This is a genomic window from Humiphilus diazotrophicus (assembly GCF_059726315.1).
Genome location: NZ_AP040870.1, coordinates 1,237,521 through 1,255,680, shown reverse-complemented (window position 1 = coordinate 1,255,680; position 18,160 = coordinate 1,237,521). Strand labels below are relative to the sequence as shown.

Below are 18,160 nucleotides of genomic sequence, written 5' to 3'. Positions count from 1 at the left end.
TATATCCGGGCACGGAGGGCAACAATGATCGGTCGTATTGAGTCCTTGCCTATTCGTCCAAGCCCAGAGTGATTGGGTTCATCTTCCTTAACGGACTGGTCACGCGAATATCGATTACTGTTTATTTCAGAGATATAGAGTGTAGGTGCAGCGCCTTATTGGGATTGTGCTTGAGCCTAGCTGCCCACCGATTCTGCGCTGTATCTGGCGATTAATCCGGTGTCCAGCGCCTTGCGGTACACCCCGCGGAATAGCGCTCCGGCGAGGAAGAGATAGATTAGAGCCATTCCCATGCACCCGAAGAGACTATTCCATGAAGGGGTTCCCCCGAGAACAATGGCTCGCATGTTTTCGAAGACATATGAAGGGGGGAGAATGCGGGAGATGGCCTGCATCCACCGCGGGAGGGTCGCTACAGGATAGAAAACACCTGCAAAGGGGGAGACAAGCGCCGGTATCGGCCAGATGAACCACTCGGCCGCAGGGCCAAACCTCATTACGAGCGTGCACCCGAATATTCCGAGTGCAATGCCAAAGAGAAATAGGATTAGCAGAAACGGCAATAACATGATTCCGTAGCTGAAGAAAGAGAAGCCAAAGGCCGTAGCTGCTACCAGCAACATGACTATCACCCCAATGGTGCTCGTGCCTATGCTGGTAGCGATTAGACCTATGACATATTCCGGAACCGAAAGTGGTGTGGCAAAGATGTTCAGGAAGTTTCGAGACCACACATCTTCAAAGAAGGCTGTTGTAACGCCTTGCATGACCCGGACAAGAAAATCCCACAGAAGGACGGCACCCAGCAGAGAGGGAACAAAATTAACGTGGGATGCGGTTACGGAACTGAGGTATTTCGTGATGAAGCCCCAGAGAACCACGTCAACGGTTACCCATGCAAACAGAGGGACAAAACGGACCAGACTTCCGCGAAAAAGATAATACTGACGCAGGGCGATGGCAGCAGTTCTGTGAAAGGTAATCATCGTAGGCTTTCTTCCTGGCTAAAGGTCAGCGAGTCTTTTGCAACAGCGATAAAGAGTTCTTCCATCGTCTCCTTGCCATGGGCTTTGAGCAGACTTTTAGGCTCACCGGAAAGCAGGATGCGGCCTTGAGCAAGCAGAAGTACCCGGTCGCAGACCTCTTCCACTTCATACATATTGTGTGAAGTCCACAAAATCCCTCCCTCATTCGCATTGGCAAACTTCCGGATGCTGCCGCGGATTTCCTGAGCGGTTGCCGGATCGATTGAGGCGGTCGGTTCGTCCAGCAACAGCAGTTTCGGACGGTTAAGCATAGCCTTGGCCAGACATACACGGGTTTGCTCGCCGGAAGAGAGTACGCCGCACTTGGTATTGCGGAATTTCTCCAGGTCGAAGTATTCGAGTAGTTCTGCAATACGGCCGCGTAAATTCTTGACTCCGTACAGAAGCCCGAAGGTCCGGAGGTTTTCGTAAACCGTCAGATTTCCAGGTAGGGGCGCATAGACGGCGGCAAAGTTCGTGCTCTCTAGTGCCTTGGAGCGGTACTCTGCCAAATTATGTCCGTTTACCAGGATCGTTCCCGAAGTGGGTTTCAGGACCCCAAGAATCATGTTGATCGTCGTGGTCTTGCCTGCGCCATTGAGCCCCAATAGTCCCACGATCTCCTTGGAATCGACATGAAAGGAGATATCGTTTACGGCGACGATATTTTCATAGCGCTTGGTCAGGTGTTGGACCGAGAGCACTTGGGTGGTAGGGTGATGCTGTGAGCCTTTCACTTCAACCTCTTGCGGCATCGGATCTTCGAGGCCTATCCTTCTACTCTATCCGATTCACTGTGGTTTGCTCTGAACGGGAGGCTCGCTGGAGCCGCCAGGAAATTCTCGAGAACATTCCCGAAGATCAGGGAGGCTACAAGATAAAAGATAGGAAGGGACTTCCGTTTCCTGGATATTGGAGTATCTTGTGCACAGAGGAGATCGTTCTCCTCATTCGTACTATTTTGAATATCGATATTGCACGATGGTTTCCAACGGTTTCACTGTCATAGCTTGCGGTTCTCGGGGTAACGGGTACGTGGGTAGTTTGCGGAATGAGCTGATGGGTTCGTGCTGGATTTACAGGAGGCACGATGAAGTCTTTCGTAGAGACCGTGCAAGAGGTAGTTCCCGCTACGCATTCTGAGAAAATTCTGGAGAAATTAAAGGCGCGTCTAGATCCAGCGCATATTCTCACGCGCCCAATCGATCGTATTGCCTTTGCTTCAGATGCCAGCTTCTATCGCTTGATCCCTCAGGCTGTAGTCCAGCCTTCGACAATAGAGGAGATTCGCAGCCTGTTTGCGTTATGCAAAGAGGCTGGAGTGCCGTTGACCTTCCGTGCCGGGGGAACAAGTCTCTCCGGACAGGCAATCACCGACGGGATTCTCGTTGATATTGGTCGATACTGGCGCAATATCAAGGTTGAGGAGAATGGCAGAAAGATTCGCCTTCAGCCTGGAGTTGTGGGCGAACAGGCAAACAATGCATTAAAGCTCTACGGGGCGAAGATCGGACCAGATCCTGCCTCTATTGGTAGTTGCCGGATTGGCGGCATCTTGTCCAATAATGCGAGCGGCATGTGCTGTGGCGTGGTCCAAAATGCTTATCACACAATGTCTTCGTTGCGTTTTCTGCTTCCTTCCGGAACCGAAATCGATACTGCCAATCCGCATGCCGACGATCAATTCAGGCAGGCAGAACCGGAACTCGCAACTGGATTGCTGGAGTTAAAGCAGCAGATTGAACAGAATCCGGAGCTTTGCGAGAAGATTAGCTCGAAATATCGCATGAAGAATACGACAGGCTATGGACTGAATGCCTTTCTGGATTTTGAGCGGCCGGTCGATATCTTTAGTCATCTTTTGATTGGGGCAGAAGGCACTTTGGCTTTCATTGCGGAAACCGTGCTGGAAACCGTTCCCGATCTCCCTGTCAAGTACACCGGTCTTCTGCTGTTTCCCGACCTCCATGCTGCCTGCGCTGCCATCTTTCCCTTGCGTGAGGCAGGAGCCGCTACCTTGGAGTTGATGGATCGTGCATCCTTGCGCTCTGTGGAGAACCAGCCCGGAGTTCCACCTCAGATTCGTCAACTGCCGCCTCGTGCTGCTGGGCTGTTGGTCGAGTTTCAGGCGAAGGAAACCTCTGCATCGCAGGAAAATGCTGCCCGCGCTCGAGCGGTGGTCTCTACCTTGAACTTGGTATGCGAGCCGCTTTTCACAGAAGATCCAGTTGTTCAGGCACAGCTCTGGAAGATTCGTAAGGGAATGTTCCCCTCGGTGGGGGCCGTTCGTGCGCAAGGGACGACTGCCATCATCGAGGATGTTGCTTTCCCCATTGAATACCTTGCCGATGCAGCAGTCGATCTGACGGAGTTATTTGAAAAGCACGGCTATCATGAAGCCATCATCTTTGGTCACGCTAAAGATGGCAATCTACACTTCGTTATCACGCAAGGTTTCGGTGACACGACTGCTATTGATCAGTACAGCCATTTCATGGATGACGTTGTGAATCTGGTTGTAAAGAAGTACAACGGTGCTCTGAAGGCTGAACATGGTACCGGGCGCAATATGGCTCCCTTTGTGGAGACCGAGTGGGGCCCGGATGCGTACAGAATTATGGCGCGGTTAAAGCAGCTGGCCGATCCCGGCGGTGTACTTAATCCTGGTGTGATCCTGAACTCCAATCCACGAGCCCATATCTCTGATTTGAAAAAGCTTCCAGTGGTTGAGGCTGAAGTCGATAAGTGCATCGAATGTGGTTATTGCGAGCCGAAATGTCCCAGCCGTGATTTGACTCTGACTCCTCGCCAGCGCATCGTTGTGCGGCGCGAACTGCAGCGGCTCGATGAGGCTGGGCACTATCAGCAGTACGACGCGCTTCATCGCGATTTCCCCTACATGGCTGTCGATACCTGTGCTGTCGATGGTTTGTGCGCAACGGCCTGCCCGGTCAGTATCGATACTGGGAAGTTGATCAAGCATTTCCGCCATACGCGCCATTCCTCGAGAGCGAATCAAATTGCTGTTCTGCTTGCGAAGCAGATGTCCTTGGTCGAGGTCGGAGCAAGGATGGCTATGTGGTCAGGACATCTTGTTCAATCTATCTTCGGCGTAGGCATGATGAAAGCCATTACCGGAGTTCTGGACACGGCGACCCACAAGTGGATGCAGGAACCCTTCTGGAAGTGGAGCGCCGAGATGCCGCGTCCACGTAAAGGTCGCTTGCCTAAAAGCAAAAGTGAAGGTGCCGAGGCGGTTTATTTCCCATCCTGTATCTCTCGAATCATGGGAGCTCTGCCTGGAGAACCGCAAGATATTTCTGTGATGCATGCCCTGATCAATGTCTCCGAGCGTGCCGGGGTTCATCTGTACGTTCCTGAAGACGCAGTGGGGAACTGTTGTGGAGTTCCTTTTTCGTCGAAGGGTTTCGAAGAGGCCCATGGTGTTTCCGTGAACCGTACAGTTGAGCGATTCTGGGCGTGGTCGGAAGGCGGCAGGTTGCCGGTCGTGGTGGATACCAGCCCGTGCACCTATGGATTACGTACTTCAAGAGGTGCATTGACGCCGGAAAACCAGAAACGGTTCGATAAGTTGAAGATTCTCGACTCCATCGAGTTCGTGCATGATTCGCTTCTTCCTAAGTTGGCCATTCTTCGTAAGGTGCATTCCGTAGCTCTGCATCCGGTCTGCTCGACGATGAAGATGGCGATTACTCCGAAGCTGAAAACCATTGCGCAAAGTTGCAGCGAGTCCGTCATGATTCCGAGCGATGCCGGGTGTTGTGGATTTGCAGGAGATCGCGGCTTTCTACTGCCTGAACTTACACGTTCGGCAACAAGGAGCGAGGTTGCCGGCTTAGGAGATAAAGAGCATGACGGCTACTATTCCAGTAGTCGTACCTGCGAAATCGGGATGACGAGGGCCACGGGCAAGATTTACCGCTCGTATCTTCATCTCCTTCACTATGCTACGAAAGCGAAATAGAGAGAGGCAGGTCTCCCTGCCTCTCTCTAGAGTGCATTTGGTCTGAGGTTGCTTGGACCAACGCATTTTGGGGTCCGGCGTAGATAAGCATAACTATGATTAGATGGCGTTTCCCTAAAGAAACGCCCATCTAGAGCAATCCAGCGCCACTTGGGGAATGGTGGTGCGCAGGTTGTCTTAACGGAAAGTCTGCATAAAATAGCGGATATACCCAAGCGGGAATTGCCTCAGCTATTGATCTTCAACAGTCGACAGCCTATCTAAGATGCCGTAGCGGTCCCCAAAACAATAAAAGCCATGTTGCCATCGGATATAGATACATATCTAGATTTTGACAAAATGGAATATATAAGTCTTTAATAGGAGCGCGCTAAGTCTTAATACCAATTTCTCTGAAGTGGACCAACCAGTCTCCGGCTCGACACTAAGCGCGACGCCTTCGATGGACCTATTCTAAAGTCAGTTTTAGGATGCGCATCTTTGCGCTAATCAGCCGATTTTTAAAGGTTTTTGTGCGCCAAGAATTGTTATAAGTTATGAGTTTTAACCTCCGGATGAATGTGATGCTGGGATCGGGGTCTCTCCTTCGTCGAGAGATTCTTTCGCAAAGAGGTCCATCCAGTTCTCGACTAGAATAAATCCCATTCTTTGCTTCTAAAGAAAGCCAGAGAAGAAACCGATATCACTAAGAATAGCCATAACAATTATGAGCGCGACGATCATTACCTGCCATTGCCTGCTTCCCGAATTGATGTCTCTTTTCGGTGGCAGTTTTTAGGTAATTCAATAGGGAGCCTTTTTTTCTATTGACTCTCATTGTTTCAGTAGGTTACTTGTCTACAGTTCATAAGATCTACGTTTTTATGTTGTTTTTTGGGGAGGCATTTCATGAATAAGTGTTTTCAATCGGATACCCGGTTGTACTGGAGCCGGATTCCGCTCATCCTGATATGTGTCTTTGCACTTTCCATCTCTCCGGGGCTTTGGGCTCAAACCGGTGGCGATGGAGCGATCAGTGGTACGGTGATGGATTCGTCCGGAGCACGGGTCCCCGATGCTACGGTGATTGCGCACAATATTAATACCGGCGTCGAGACCAAACGTGTATCTTCCTCTGATGGCCTCTACAATATCGCTCCTCTAATTCCTGGCATCTATTCGCTGACAGTGACGGCGAGCGGTTTCTCAACGTTCACACAAGAGAACCTGACTGTATATGCATTAAACAATTTGGGCATCAATGTAACTCTGAAGGCAGGCTCGCAGGACGAAACTGTAACAGTGACAGCTGCGCCCCCTGCTTTGGAAACAACCAACTCAGCCTTGGGCGGCACAATCGACAACAACTATGTAAGCAAATTGCCGATTATGATCACCGGGTTGCAGCAGCGCGACATCACTCAGTTCTCAAATTTGCTCCCTGGAGCACAGGTACCGCCGGGGGGAAGGTCTTCGATCATTGGAGGCACAGGGCAGCGACTCGGGGAGCTGTATGTAGACGGTCTGCCGATTACAACTCAGAGTCAACAAGGTGATAACCGGCCGATACTCAACATTATTCCTCTGGAGGCAATCGATCAGGTCAAAGTAGTGACCAGTGGCTTTTCTGCCGAGTATCAAGGCGCAGGGTTGGAGAATTACAACCTGAAGGCAGGCACGAATAAATATCATGGCGCGGCCTTTGGTTACTTCAGAAATACGGCGTTTGACGCATGGTCGTTTTCGTCAAAGCCGGGCGGCGGCAACACCAAGACGGTAGTTCAGAATGGACAACTCGTTAAGGTTCCGGGTTCGAAGCCGGCAGAGAATCAGAATGAGGTTGGTTTTTCGGTCGGTGGGCCGGTAAAAATTCCTCATCTATTCAACGGTCACGACAAACTCTTCTTCTATACCGCTTATGATAAGTTCCGTTCACGGCAAGCGGCGAATTACAGTGCAACCACGGTTCCAACGCAGTTGATGCGTCAGGGAAACTTCCAGGAACTGATTCCTGTAAGCGCTGGGGGATTGGGTAATGTTCCCAATATCAATTACCCGATCTACGATCCGACATCGCTGGCAAACTGCTCTGCGCATAGCACCAATGGTCCCTGCCGTTATCAATATGGTTATGGTCCGGGTACAGGTAATGGGAAAAACGGTAATCCAGCGTTGATTCCAGGTGGGAAAGCAAATGTAATTCCTGCCAGCCAGCTTTCGCCGATTACGCAGTATCAGCAGAGTTTTCTTCCCGACCCGACCATCACAACACCAGGTACGATTCAGAATAACTATCTGGGCGGCGTTCCACAGGGATATGACAATTGGCTCTATTCTGGACGCATTGACTACACCATCTCAGACAGACAGACGCTTTCAGCGGTGATTACGGGCGGTAACCGACATGCTATTCCTTATACTGCCAGCTCTGCAGCGCCTTTGCCAGTGCCCTACTATGCCAGCACGATTTCCATTATCGGTGGGCATTGGGCAGACTTGCAGCACACGTTCACTTTCACTCCAAACTTGGTGAATCAATTCAAATTTGGATTTATGAACTTTGGCGGGCCTCCGGTAAAAAACATCAGCGCGAGTATGGGAAACGGCAAGTATGCGCTTGCTGCCTCCGGTATTACAGGGTTACCTGCTGGCCAAGCTTCTGAGAATGCTGCCAATACGGTGTTTTCAGGAAGTAATGCTCCAGCGGGTACTTCAACCGGAAGCTCAATTGGTTGGGTCGGCAATACACCTACCACAACAAACGTCTCCGATACCTTCACGATGGTCGATAATATCCAGTGGCTGAAGGGCAAACACTCCATGAACTTCGGAGGCCAATATCAGTGGCTGCAGAATAATGCCAGCACGGCCGACGGTCCTTCTCAGCCAACCACTCTAACCTGGAGTCCGAGCGAAACAGCTCAAATTACACCGGGTGGGAGCACTTACGTTGGGAACACCGGCTACTCCTATGCCAGCTTCATAGTCGGCGCTGTAAACAAAGCCGACGTGACGCTTCAGCCCTTCGGCATACTGGGCGGACGTTTCCATCCCTTTGCTCTGTATTTCCAGGATGACTATAAAGTCGTTCCTAAGTTGACCCTGAATCTCGGCCTGCGTTGGGACTACATTCCTACTTATACTGAGCAACAGGACCGTTGGTCGTTTCTCAATCCTTATATTGCGAACCCCATTACAGGTAACCTTGGTGCGTTGCAGTTCGCTGGGGAGCGCGGGGCCGGTATCAGTTGCAACTGCCGGACCCCTGTAAACAACTACCACAAGAATTACGGCCCGCGTCTTGGCTTTGCTTATGCAGCTAACGACAAAACAGTTATCCGTGGCGGCTGGGGAGTACTTTTCTCCCATGCTGGCGGTACCGGAGGAGCAGGTGGAGCGGCAACGGGAACCGGACAGGCAGGCTTTACCAGCGCGGTTTCGCTCACTGCTTCTGCCGCAGGGACAAATGCAGGACCCGCCTTCTATCTGAACAACAATCCGTCTTTTTCAGCTCCGAATGCTAATTTCGGAGGCCCTGGATACGTTCTGCCCGGAGTTGCGTCGATTACCTCTATAAGCCAGACGCTTGGCACGGGGTATTACGTTTGTTCAGGGCAAAAATATGCTCCTTGCAATGGTGCTTCTGGGACCTTTTCAGGTACGGGTACCACTATCGCCTTCCCCGATCCTTATCTTGCCGGCCGTGCACCGCAGTTTATCTTTTGGAATTTCGGTGTGCAGCGGGAGATCATCACTGGGATCACGGCGACGCTCAACTATGCAGGGAGCCAGAGCCACTTCCTCGCTGGTGCGAGCAATATACGTGGTTTGCAGTCGGGACAACTCGATCCAAAGTGGCTTGGGCTAGGACAGTATCTTACAAGGCCTGCAACCCAGGCCAATATCACTGAGGCACAGGACAAAACCGGAATTACGATTCCTGTTCCTTATCAGGGATATATTCAAGCGGCAAGCCTGTCTACAGGCGGAAATGCAACCATTGCGCACATGTTGACTTGGATGCCTCAGTATACGAGCACGACGGATTCATGGGGTAATATCGCGAATGCGAATTACCATGCATTCCAGCTTTCGATCGCTGCTCGTGAATGGCACGGGTTGACCATGAACGTTAACTACACCTACTCGAAGAACATCGATGATGCGGGTACTGCGCGTAGTGGCTGGGCGTTGCCAGCCTCGGCGACACTTGCCGGACATGCTTGGGCGCAGAACCGTATAGACCGGTCTTTGAGTCTCAACAGCCAGCCTCAGAATCTGAGTATCTTCGGGGTCTACTCGCTTCCTTTCGGAAAGGGGAAGATCGGAAACAATAACTTCTTCGTCCGTGCTGTTTTGGGTGGCTGGGACTTCTCGAACATCTTCCAGTATTCGTCTGGTCTGCCACTGGCGATCGTTGCTACCTGCACCAGTCCTCAAAATATTGGGCAGGGACAGTGCATGCCGGACGTTAATCCCAACTTCCATGGATCAGTACGTGTTAACGGTGGGTGGGGTTCGGGTATAACGGCAGCTACACTCGGCTCGAAGAAGTACATGACAGCAAATCCGGGAGACACGGTGAAAACCCAGCTTACCGGAGTCCAAGGAACTGGATCCGGCGGGGCGTCTTGTCTCTCTTCCTCTGGTCCCTTTTGTGATTCGAGTAATTATATGATCGGTGACTCACCACGCATTGCTCCCTATGGCTTGCGTGGGATGGGCGTGTATCGCTTGACGAGCGCGCTTCGCCGCTCGTTCGATATCACAGAGAGGATGAAATTTATCTTCGGGGTTGATTGCCAGAATGTGACTAATACGGTTACTTTTGGTAATAATTCTTCGAACAACCAGATCGGCGTCAACGTAGATGCAGCAGCTTTTGGCGCACTTAACTTTGCCAGCGGTGATCCGCGTGCCTTCCAGTTCTCGGGGAGGTTCGCCTTCTAACGATTACCGCTTCTACCTTAAATGGATCTCCATAGTGTGGGCTTTTAGCCTGCACCATGGAGGTCCCCGAGAGTTAAAGGAAATCATCAAAAATTCTCATGGCCATTCTGCACAGGAATGGCCATTTCCTTTTGCTTTTTGAGTTGGGTTGGCATTTGCCGGGGAATCAACGACAATGAGGAAGAGCTGTTGGATTCAGCCGAAGGTTGCGTCAGGAGTCCGCGAGCTCGGATCGGCAATAGATTGACGCGCGACTCATCAGCTCGGAGATTTTAGGGCACTGCTCTCCGGGTGTAGGAATCGGAAAAGGAGCGGATGCATATCTTACAGCCTCTGACACTGGAATTGCTCGTCCGGTCAGCAATTATCACCTGCCTTGCTTTCGTCATCATCTGTTTAGTTCTGGACAAGTTTCCTCGGCTCAAAAGCGTAGTTTCTTTTGCAGCTGTTGCCTTGCTGATTCATCTGGGTTGGCTCTTCCTTGCCGGGCCAGTGGGTGCTGTTAAGGTTGGCAATCCGCTTATTGCTCTGCGCGTCCTTTGTATTACCTGGACGCTGTCCTCTCTCTTTATCGTTGTTGTTGGGACGCCGCTCGTACTGCTTCTGTGGGCGGTTCGGCTCATCAAGTATCTTCGTTTTCAATCGCGCGAAGGCTCTTCCAGTATGGTTCCTGTCAATGCTGGTCGAAGGCGCTTCCTGGCTGGTGCTTTGCCTTTCTCTGCCATTGCTGTGAGTGGCGGTGGCACCCTGAATGGAATGAAACCGTTTGAGGTGCGGCATGTCGAAATAAAGATTGCCAATCTTCCAAGGGCTCTGGATGGTTTTCGCATCGGGCAGTTGAGCGATCTTCATGTGGGCGACTTTATCGATCCTGAGCATGTTCTGAAAGCTGTAGAAACGCTGAATCAGATTGGTGTCGATCTCCAGGTCATGACCGGAGATCTGATTGATGATATGAGCCGCATCCCTGAAACCTTTGCAGCCTTGGAACGTTGCCAGGCTCAACATGGAATGCTTGCGATCTTAGGGAATCATGAGAAGTATTTCGGCCTACCAGAGGTACTTCGTGCCTATGAAGAGATTGCACCACGTGGCCGGGTGCGTTTGCTGGTTGACTCAAGCGTTGTGATTGAGCATCAGGGGCAACCACTCAGAATTGTCGGATTGGACTTTCCAACGCCTGCGGGGAGGCGGCATCAGCTTTCCTCACATGCAACCCAGGAGTGGATGAAGCGTTCCGTAAAGAAAGGTTTCGAAGAAATCAAAAGATGGGAAACAGTGTTTTGTCTTGCCCATCACCCTGATCTCTTTCCTTTGGTTGAGGAGCATGGTGTATTGCTCACTCTTTCAGGTCATACTCATGGAGGCCAGGTGGCCTTTATGGGCGTTTCTCCATTTTCTTTTGTGTTCCGCTACATTCTCGGGTACTACAGAAAAGGAAATTCGCATCTTTATGTTTCCGGTGGAACCGGCCACTGGATTCCTATTCGAATCGGAGTTCCGACGGAAGTCACCGTCCTGACGTTGCGCTCGGCCTAGAGCAAAACCAGCGTAGGTATATCCCGAACCACAACTCCCTACGCAGGTTTTCCGTCGAGAAAACCTGCACATCGCCGAATTTGGATAGGACATAGTAACGCTGGTTTTGCTCTAATGTGGCTAGAAATCTGGTTTTACCGCCGGAAGCAAATATTACCTGGGCATTGCCGTTTCGCTGCAATTTGCTAAACGCCTTCGGTGTTCTCTATCAGAGAGTGAAGATACTTCATTCCCTTGAGGGCGAGCACTTCCGGCGACACGTCAATATCAGCCCAGAGATAGCCAGGAGAGCGCTTTTCTTTCGGATCGTAACCGAAGCCCTCGATCATTAAGTAACCGTCGTAGCCGGACTGCTTCAATGCGCTGACAATTGCAGGAAAATCGACGTGACCCTTTCCTAGAAGTCCTCGATCATTTTCACTTGCATGAATGTGTTTCAGCCGAGGGCCGAGAAGTTGGAGCGCTTGAACGATAGTCTTTTCTTCGATGTTGGCATGAAAAGTGTCAATGGTAACGCCGACTCGCGGATGTCCGATTGCTTCACACAGGGACTTTGCTTCGTTGGCGGTTCTGAGGAAGAAGGTCTCCGAACGATTCACCGGCTCAATAGAAAGCGTCATTTCGTAAGAATCAAGCTGCTGACTGACCGCCTGAAATGCTTCGACTGCCCAGCCCCATTCCTCTTTTTGAGGGCGGTGTTCCGGGAGGTAGCCGATAGGAGCATAAAGCGGCCCGCCTAAGAGGTTAGCTCCAAGTGCCGCCGAAGTCTCGATGCATTGTGCAAGATGCTGGATCGATTTGCTCCGAACTGCAGCGTGCTGACTAATAGGATTTATGTCCTGCGGAAGGATTGCGCAGACGGTGCAGCGAAGTCCATTTCGCTCGCATGCACTGCGTATCTCTGCTACTGGCAGGTCCTTGGGATTGAACATGGGGATCTCAACCACATCCAGCCCCATTTCCTTGATCCTCGGCAAAAGATCGAGATGCTGTGGGCCAAATGCTGCTGTCCATGCGAAGAGACTGACTCCAACTTTCATGTCAACTACCTCGGAAAATCCTTCATGTTTATTTCGCGGATCGTGTTACCCAACAACTGTACACCGCAGAGTCCTGCGTGGAAGCCAACAATTGATTCTGCTTATATGTATATGCCATTCGTTGAAAAGTTGTCTATTGCGGAGTATCAGCTTTAAGATTACAGCTAGCAATCGTCGTGCGGGTTACACCATCACAGAACATCTCCTCCGCAGCGGTGTGCAACGCATCGGTTTCCTGGGTGTTCCTGGGTCCGCCGAGACAATCGACGATCGGATTGCCGGTTATCGCGAAGCTCTCTATCGCCACGGCAGTACAGTCGATTCCAAATCGATTCTGCGTGTCCAGCCTGACGACGGATCTGCTCTTGGAGAGGCCATACATAAACGGAAGATCGATGCGTTGGTTTGCGGAAATGGCCTGACCGCTGCGAAGGTCATGCGCACCCTTTTGCAGATGGCGGTGCGCATTCCTCATGACGTTCGCGTGACGGGCTTTGACGATGTGCGCTATGGGGAATTACTTCCCGTACCGCTGACCACGATTCACCAGCCGTGTCTTGAGATCGGTGCCGTAGCTATTGCTGCCATGTTGGATCGCATCTCCAATCCTCAACTGCCACCCCGTTCCATCCTTCTCCACGGCTATTGGGTTGTACGTAAATCCTGCGGCGTCTCCCTGTGAATCCCTCCTGACTTTTCGCGGCAGGGCGTTCGATTCCTCTATTTGTATAGTCAGCTTTATTTGAACCATGTATATGGATTTGTTGACATCTGTACATGCGACAGAATACAAAATTGCCGTTGTCTTGCTGAGGTAAATACGCAATGTTTATATGCAGAGTCCTGCTATAAGCTCCCTTCCGGAACGGGCAGGGAAGAAGGCCATATTGAAGCATGTCCTGTGGGAAAGGAGTTGATAGGAATGTTGATTTCCCGTAGATATCTGCTCGGAGGGCTAGTAGCTGCCGGTGCCGCTATTGCCTATCCTGCTGCTACAAGAGCGCTTGCTACACTCTCGAAAACGCAGCTGGAAGATCTGTCTCAGGACCCGTTGCGGCCACAGTTTCATCTCTTGCCTGCGCGTAATTGGATGAATGATCCGAACGGACCAATTTATGTGAACGGCCAGTATCACATGTTCTTTCAGTACAACCCGGAGTCAGCGATCTGGGGCAATATGAGCTGGGCTCATGCTGTTTCTCCGGACATGATCCATTGGAAACATCAGCCAATGGCCTTCACGATGACTCCTGGAAGTCCCGATGCTGCAGGATGCTTTTCGGGCTCAGCTATCTCCATCACGGAACAAGGCCATCAGCGCGTGTATGTGGTGTATACCGGGGTTATAAAAAACGATAAGGACGGGAAGCTGCAGGAATCTCAGTGTCTTGCCTGGTCAGACGATCCAATGCTGCGTACGTGGCATAAGCTCGAACACCCAATAATTGCGAAGCCTCCGGCTGGTATGAAGGTTACGGGCTTCCGTGATCCTTCCTCATGGAGGCAGGGAGATCACTATCTCATGACTGTCGGTTCCGGTATTGAGCAGACCGGAGGCTGCGTGTTGCTCTATCGCTCCAAAGATCTGCGGCAGTGGGAGTATCTGCATCCCCTTACCGTCGAAACTCGGACGGGCGTTCCAGCTTCCAATCCGAGCGACGTGGGAGACATGTGGGAGTGCCCGGACTTATTCCCTCTAGATGGCGGTTACGTACTCCTCTACTCTTCCTTGGGTAAGGTCTTCTGGCATTCTGGAAATTTCGATCTGCAGTCGCTACGATTTGAGCCACGTAAATCCGGAATGCTGGATTGCGGAGCCTTTTATGCTGCGAAGTCGCAGCTCGATGCTAAAGGAAACCGCATCTTGTGGGGCTGGATTCAAGAGCGCAGATCGGAGCAGGAAATGCTCGCAGCAGGATGGTCCGGCATGATGAGCTTGCCGCGCATGCTGCAACTGGATAAGGACGGAGATCTCCTCATCAGTTTTGCGAAGGAGACCCAAGTGCTTCGAGGGCCTGTGCTTGCTCCTCAATCTTCGCTCAATGACAGCGTATATATGCTGCCGCATGCCACGGGAGAAATACAGAGCACAGGTTCGAAAGGCCATCCATTTGAGGCGAACATTTCGGCGGGAGATCAGAAACTGGCAGAAATCCGTTACCTGCCCGACGAACACATACTCATCGCCGACGGCAAACGTGTTGAACTCAAGCCAGCAGATCAGCCGGAGATCCATTGTTTTGCGGATGGCTCTGTCCTCGAGATGCTGCTCTCTCGACGTATTGGCAATACCAAACGGTTTTACTTTCAAGGCAAGAACGCACCGGACCTACGAATTGAAATTACGGGAACAGGTGTGCAAACAAATGCATGGTCGGTAAGACCTATCTCGCCAGATCGTTTGACCTCGATATAAGTATTCCCGCTGAGATTCTTCTACGTTTGCGCAGGCTAGAGCTGCTGTTCTGATCCAAGGCACCAAGGGGGCTGCGCACTTGCCACAATTTCAGGATTACGCCAGCAAGGGCTCTGATTCGCAATACTCCGGACTCTTTTTGAGCTACGACTGAGTGTTTCCTCAAGGGGCAAGTGAAGCCGATCTGATGAGTATCTATAGACCGCGACCTGGTTTGCCCTTTACGCAAATAGCTTTGGATAACGGCGACAAGAGATTGCTATGGACGACCTTCACTTCGCAGGGTAAAGCGTATCTGCTCTCAATTTTGCAGCGCTTGTATAACTGGATAGCCAATCCCACTCGTGCCGTGCTGATGGCTTCAGATGCCAGTGAATATGGTGTTGGTCAAGATTCCACTACGGTGTAGAGATGAAAGCGAGGCGGTTTCCCATACAGACGAAATCGTAGCTTTCCTGTCCATCCGCCTTCAGGGCAAATGCCACAGCGCAATCGGGGCAATTATAAGAATCAAGATTGCTCTAATATTTGCAATTTGTTGTGGCATTTCTGCAAAAGTTTACGCATTGCTCAGCTAATCGGAGCGGGTCTGCGCCATTCGATACGTGAGGATGAGGGAATAATTCGTAGTATGCACGTTCGATAAAGAAGGGCGGAGAAGACAGGAACGCCAACGCAAAGCTGAAAAAGGCTTTCAAATAGTGCTTGTTACCCAGCTGAATGTTCGTATCGCGGAGACACCTCTTAAGTCTGAGTTTATGTTTGTCCAGCAGGCGTTGCAGAAGCGGGTAGGCATCACTATAGGAGCAGGGATCGAGATTGAATAAGGCCGAAATTAAAAGGTATTGGACATAAAGTGTGTTGATCTCCTGTTGCTCGAGATTTCGAGAAGAGCTGCTTCTATGGTTTGGACGAACTGAGATGGTTACTTCGGGTATGAAGTGGATGTCGTATGCCAGCGCCATCCTCCACCACAAATCGATATCTTCTACATAAAGATTGAACCGATAACCGCCGACCGCTCGCGTCTTTCCAATATTCAAGGTGACGCTTGGATGACAGATTGCCAGCAGATGTCCTTCCCTTGTAATTTCTCGCAGCTTCTGAGGGCAGCCCTTTGTAGTGCGAAACCTACGCCGGCTCTTTGTATGGGTATAGTAATCAGCCTCAGTATAGAACATGCCGGCATCAGGATACTTATGGATATACTCCACCGTTCGTTCTAGCCTGCGAGGATACGCGATATCATCCGCATCGTGGCGTACCAGCCATGGAGTCTTGGATATCTCAAGCATTCTATTGAGTGTTTTAGTTATTCCCGAGTTCGCTTGCGATAACACCTGCATTCTTGGGTCGCTGATTGTGTGAAGGTAATCCAACGTTCCGTCCGTAGAGCCGTCATCGATAACCAAAATCGTGAAATCCCTATAAGACTGCGAAAGCAGACTTTCCAATGCTTCTGGAAGATAAGGCATTCCATTAAAAACGGGCAATCCGACTGTTATCAGTTGAGGCATTTGGCGACTACACCGTGGCATTAGAATCTATTTGTATTAAGAGATATGTCAGCTTGCAAGAATAGACGAATCGCTTCGGCGAAATTGGGCGAAGGGTTCGCGGCTTGGAGAATTCATCACGATTTTCGAAGGACTTCCCGAATGCGGGCTCGTTCCAGGTGTCCCGTCGTAATTCGTGATCGGCTCCCCAGCATACTACGAATTTCGTCACGCCATTCAAAGACCAGAGCTAGCCAACGGTATGCTCCCAGTATTTTGAGATAGAATTCGATCGGCCAGTCCCATGGGTCGACCATTATCCGACCGGTGACGAACTCATTCGGTTCAGAAAAAGCCGTGACAGGTTCTACCGTAAATACTCTTTGGTAGCCAGCTTCCATACTCCAATCGATCACGGATTTATTATGATCGCCATGCGGAAAAGCCAATAATCCAATTTCTTGGCATACCATTCTTGCGAGAACTTTCCGGGACTCTTCTATCTCTCGTCTCGCCTCCGCATCACCCAGCGCAGGAAGGCTTGGATGCGTGTTAGTGTGGGAGCCCACAATCACTAGGTCGGAAGGCAAATTGCGAAGGACATCCTGGGTAACGTATTTGTCCTCCCATGCATACCCTTTAATCCCCGACCACGGTGCTGATTGTCCGAGTAAGTCACTAATGACGAAGATCGCACAGGGAATTCCTCGGTTTCGAAGCTCAGGAAGAGCGTTATCCACTACGCTCTGGTGCCCATCATCAAAGGTTATAGAAACATACCGTTGCCCAGGGATCAGTGGCTTCGTATTGTCTGGACTTACTGGCTTGGCGTTCTGAAGAAGAATCTCCATCTGCCTGGCGAAATACTTGCGATCCGACGCCGCTACAGCATGATAGCAAAGTACTACGCAACTTGCCGGGGGTATTTTGCCTTGAATTCTCTGAAGCTGCCGGAAAAGTAACGATACTCCATGGAAGATGGCACTGCCAAAGAGCTTCGCTAGTCGGCTTAAGATTCTATATACCTTCATGTTTCCTATGCGAGTGAGTGGAGAATAAAGGACATCGTTTCACTGAAAAACAAAGTAGGTGCAAGTACTTATAGTCCCAATGAGCCTGATTAAAGGATGATTCCTACCTGCTGCTCGTTGCCAAAGAAATATATGGCCGAAGAAAGCATACGTCAACGCATTTAATTCAAGCACAATAGAAATGTCCTGAGTCGAGATCATCGTAAGAGATGTTAAAGATCCGAAACTGCAACTCAAGAAAGTTTGCTCGCAGAGCTTTTCATTCAGGGATATTCTATCCCCGGTTGATTCTAAATATCTTGTGCCAGAGAGAAGAACGTGTCCTGTCTCCGTTAGGGGGACTGCAGCTAGCCAACAGATCGAAGGAACGAGACCTTGGGTGTTCTCGTTGACACTTGATATCAGGCCGCAAAACACATTCAACCTATTCTTCATTCTTTCCTCTATACAGGTTCCTTTAGCGTGGGCACGTTGGCCACCCGCTCTAGATTCGATGTAGAACAACCGGCGTTTCCCGTGCAGCGTATTGTGCAGGGACTCGACTGTGACCTTTCAGTCTCTAATGTGCTGACAATGGACAATGCTAGGCAATCTACTCTCAATGAGAGCTTCAATGCGACCTTGCTAATGGTCTTCACTGTGCTGTCGTTGTCGCTGCGGGTGCTCCACACCGAATAAAACAAAAGAGCATCGTGTGTT

General features: G+C 50.7%; 11 protein-coding genes. 6 read left to right on the top strand and 5 right to left on the bottom strand.

Going from position 1 to position 18,160, the window contains the following annotated elements; genetic code table 11:
* Positions 1-176 precede the first annotated feature (176 nt).
* The gene (locus AC6I7T_RS06530) at positions 177-986 is read right to left on the bottom strand and encodes an ABC transporter permease (RefSeq protein WP_497792526.1); all 810 of its coding nucleotides are present in this window, start codon (positions 984-986) and stop codon (positions 177-179) included.
* Positions 983-1,780, bottom strand: a complete 798-nt coding sequence (locus AC6I7T_RS06525) for an ABC transporter ATP-binding protein (RefSeq protein ID WP_497792525.1) — start codon at positions 1,778-1,780, stop codon at positions 983-985. Before AC6I7T_RS06525 ends, AC6I7T_RS06530 begins: the two co-directional genes overlap by 4 nt.
* A gap of 335 nt (positions 1,781-2,115) precedes the next feature.
* Here AC6I7T_RS06525 and AC6I7T_RS06520 point away from each other — a divergent pair, with 335 nt between their 5' ends.
* The 3 genes from AC6I7T_RS06520 to AC6I7T_RS06510 all read left to right on the top strand — a co-directional run bounded on the left by AC6I7T_RS06520 (position 2,116) and on the right by AC6I7T_RS06510 (position 11,478).
* Positions 2,116-5,010, top strand: a complete 2,895-nt coding sequence (locus tag AC6I7T_RS06520) for an FAD-binding and (Fe-S)-binding domain-containing protein (RefSeq protein ID WP_497792524.1) — start codon at positions 2,116-2,118, stop codon at positions 5,008-5,010.
* A gap of 888 nt (positions 5,011-5,898) precedes the next feature.
* A complete protein-coding gene (locus AC6I7T_RS06515; RefSeq protein ID WP_497792523.1) occupies positions 5,899-9,939 on the top strand; it encodes a carboxypeptidase-like regulatory domain-containing protein in 4,041 nt (1,346 codons plus the stop codon).
* Positions 9,940-10,254: 315 nt separating this feature from the next.
* On the top strand, positions 10,255-11,478 hold the full coding sequence (locus AC6I7T_RS06510; RefSeq protein WP_497792522.1) for a metallophosphoesterase: 1,224 nt from the start codon (positions 10,255-10,257) through the stop codon (positions 11,476-11,478).
* 185 nt (positions 11,479-11,663) lie between these two features.
* On the opposite strand, the gene AC6I7T_RS06505 is transcribed toward AC6I7T_RS06510, so the two are convergent.
* Complete coding sequence (locus tag AC6I7T_RS06505) at positions 11,664-12,518, bottom strand: sugar phosphate isomerase/epimerase family protein (protein ID WP_497792521.1); 855 nt, start codon at positions 12,516-12,518, stop codon at positions 11,664-11,666.
* A gap of 136 nt (positions 12,519-12,654) precedes the next feature.
* Here AC6I7T_RS06505 and AC6I7T_RS06500 point away from each other — a divergent pair, with 136 nt between their 5' ends.
* The 3 genes from AC6I7T_RS06500 (at position 12,655) to AC6I7T_RS06490 (ending at position 15,343) form a co-directional block, all read left to right on the top strand.
* The gene (locus tag AC6I7T_RS06500) at positions 12,655-13,200 is read left to right on the top strand and encodes a LacI family DNA-binding transcriptional regulator (protein WP_497792520.1); all 546 of its coding nucleotides are present in this window, start codon (positions 12,655-12,657) and stop codon (positions 13,198-13,200) included.
* Positions 13,201-13,440: 240 nt separating this feature from the next.
* A complete protein-coding gene (locus tag AC6I7T_RS06495) occupies positions 13,441-14,934 on the top strand; it encodes a glycoside hydrolase family 32 protein (protein ID WP_497792519.1) in 1,494 nt (497 codons plus the stop codon).
* A 187-nt stretch (positions 14,935-15,121) separates the two neighbouring features.
* On the top strand, positions 15,122-15,343 hold the full coding sequence (locus AC6I7T_RS06490) for a hypothetical protein (RefSeq protein ID WP_497792518.1): 222 nt from the start codon (positions 15,122-15,124) through the stop codon (positions 15,341-15,343).
* A 112-nt stretch (positions 15,344-15,455) separates the two neighbouring features.
* Here AC6I7T_RS06490 and AC6I7T_RS06485 read toward each other — a convergent pair whose 3' ends face one another.
* Positions 15,456-16,451, bottom strand: a complete 996-nt coding sequence (locus AC6I7T_RS06485; RefSeq protein WP_497792517.1) for a glycosyltransferase family 2 protein — start codon at positions 16,449-16,451, stop codon at positions 15,456-15,458.
* Between the two features lie 116 nt (positions 16,452-16,567).
* Positions 16,568-17,461 (bottom strand): polysaccharide deacetylase family protein, encoded by an 894-nt coding sequence (locus AC6I7T_RS06480; RefSeq protein ID WP_497792516.1) that lies wholly within the window; start codon positions 17,459-17,461, stop codon positions 16,568-16,570.
* Between the last annotated feature and the right edge of the window lie 699 nt (positions 17,462-18,160).

Bases quoted from the DNA above. Each gene is read 5' to 3' on its own strand.
- AC6I7T_RS06530 (WP_497792526.1), bottom strand. From the start codon at position 986: ATGATTACCTTTCACAGAACTGCTGCCATCGCCCTGCGTCAGTATTAT.
- AC6I7T_RS06525 (WP_497792525.1), bottom strand. From the start codon at position 1,780: ATGCCGCAAGAGGTTGAAGTGAAAGGCTCACAGCATCACCCTACCACC.
- AC6I7T_RS06520 (WP_497792524.1), top strand. From the start codon at position 2,116: ATGAAGTCTTTCGTAGAGACCGTGCAAGAGGTAGTTCCCGCTACGCAT.
- AC6I7T_RS06515 (WP_497792523.1), top strand. From the start codon at position 5,899: ATGAATAAGTGTTTTCAATCGGATACCCGGTTGTACTGGAGCCGGATT.
- AC6I7T_RS06510 (WP_497792522.1), top strand. From the start codon at position 10,255: ATGCATATCTTACAGCCTCTGACACTGGAATTGCTCGTCCGGTCAGCA.
- AC6I7T_RS06505 (WP_497792521.1), bottom strand. From the start codon at position 12,518: ATGAAAGTTGGAGTCAGTCTCTTCGCATGGACAGCAGCATTTGGCCCA.
- AC6I7T_RS06495 (WP_497792519.1), top strand. From the start codon at position 13,441: ATGTTGATTTCCCGTAGATATCTGCTCGGAGGGCTAGTAGCTGCCGGT.
- AC6I7T_RS06490 (WP_497792518.1), top strand. From the start codon at position 15,122: ATGAGTATCTATAGACCGCGACCTGGTTTGCCCTTTACGCAAATAGCT.
- AC6I7T_RS06485 (WP_497792517.1), bottom strand. From the start codon at position 16,451: ATGCCTCAACTGATAACAGTCGGATTGCCCGTTTTTAATGGAATGCCT.
- AC6I7T_RS06480 (WP_497792516.1), bottom strand. From the start codon at position 17,461: ATGAAGGTATATAGAATCTTAAGCCGACTAGCGAAGCTCTTTGGCAGT.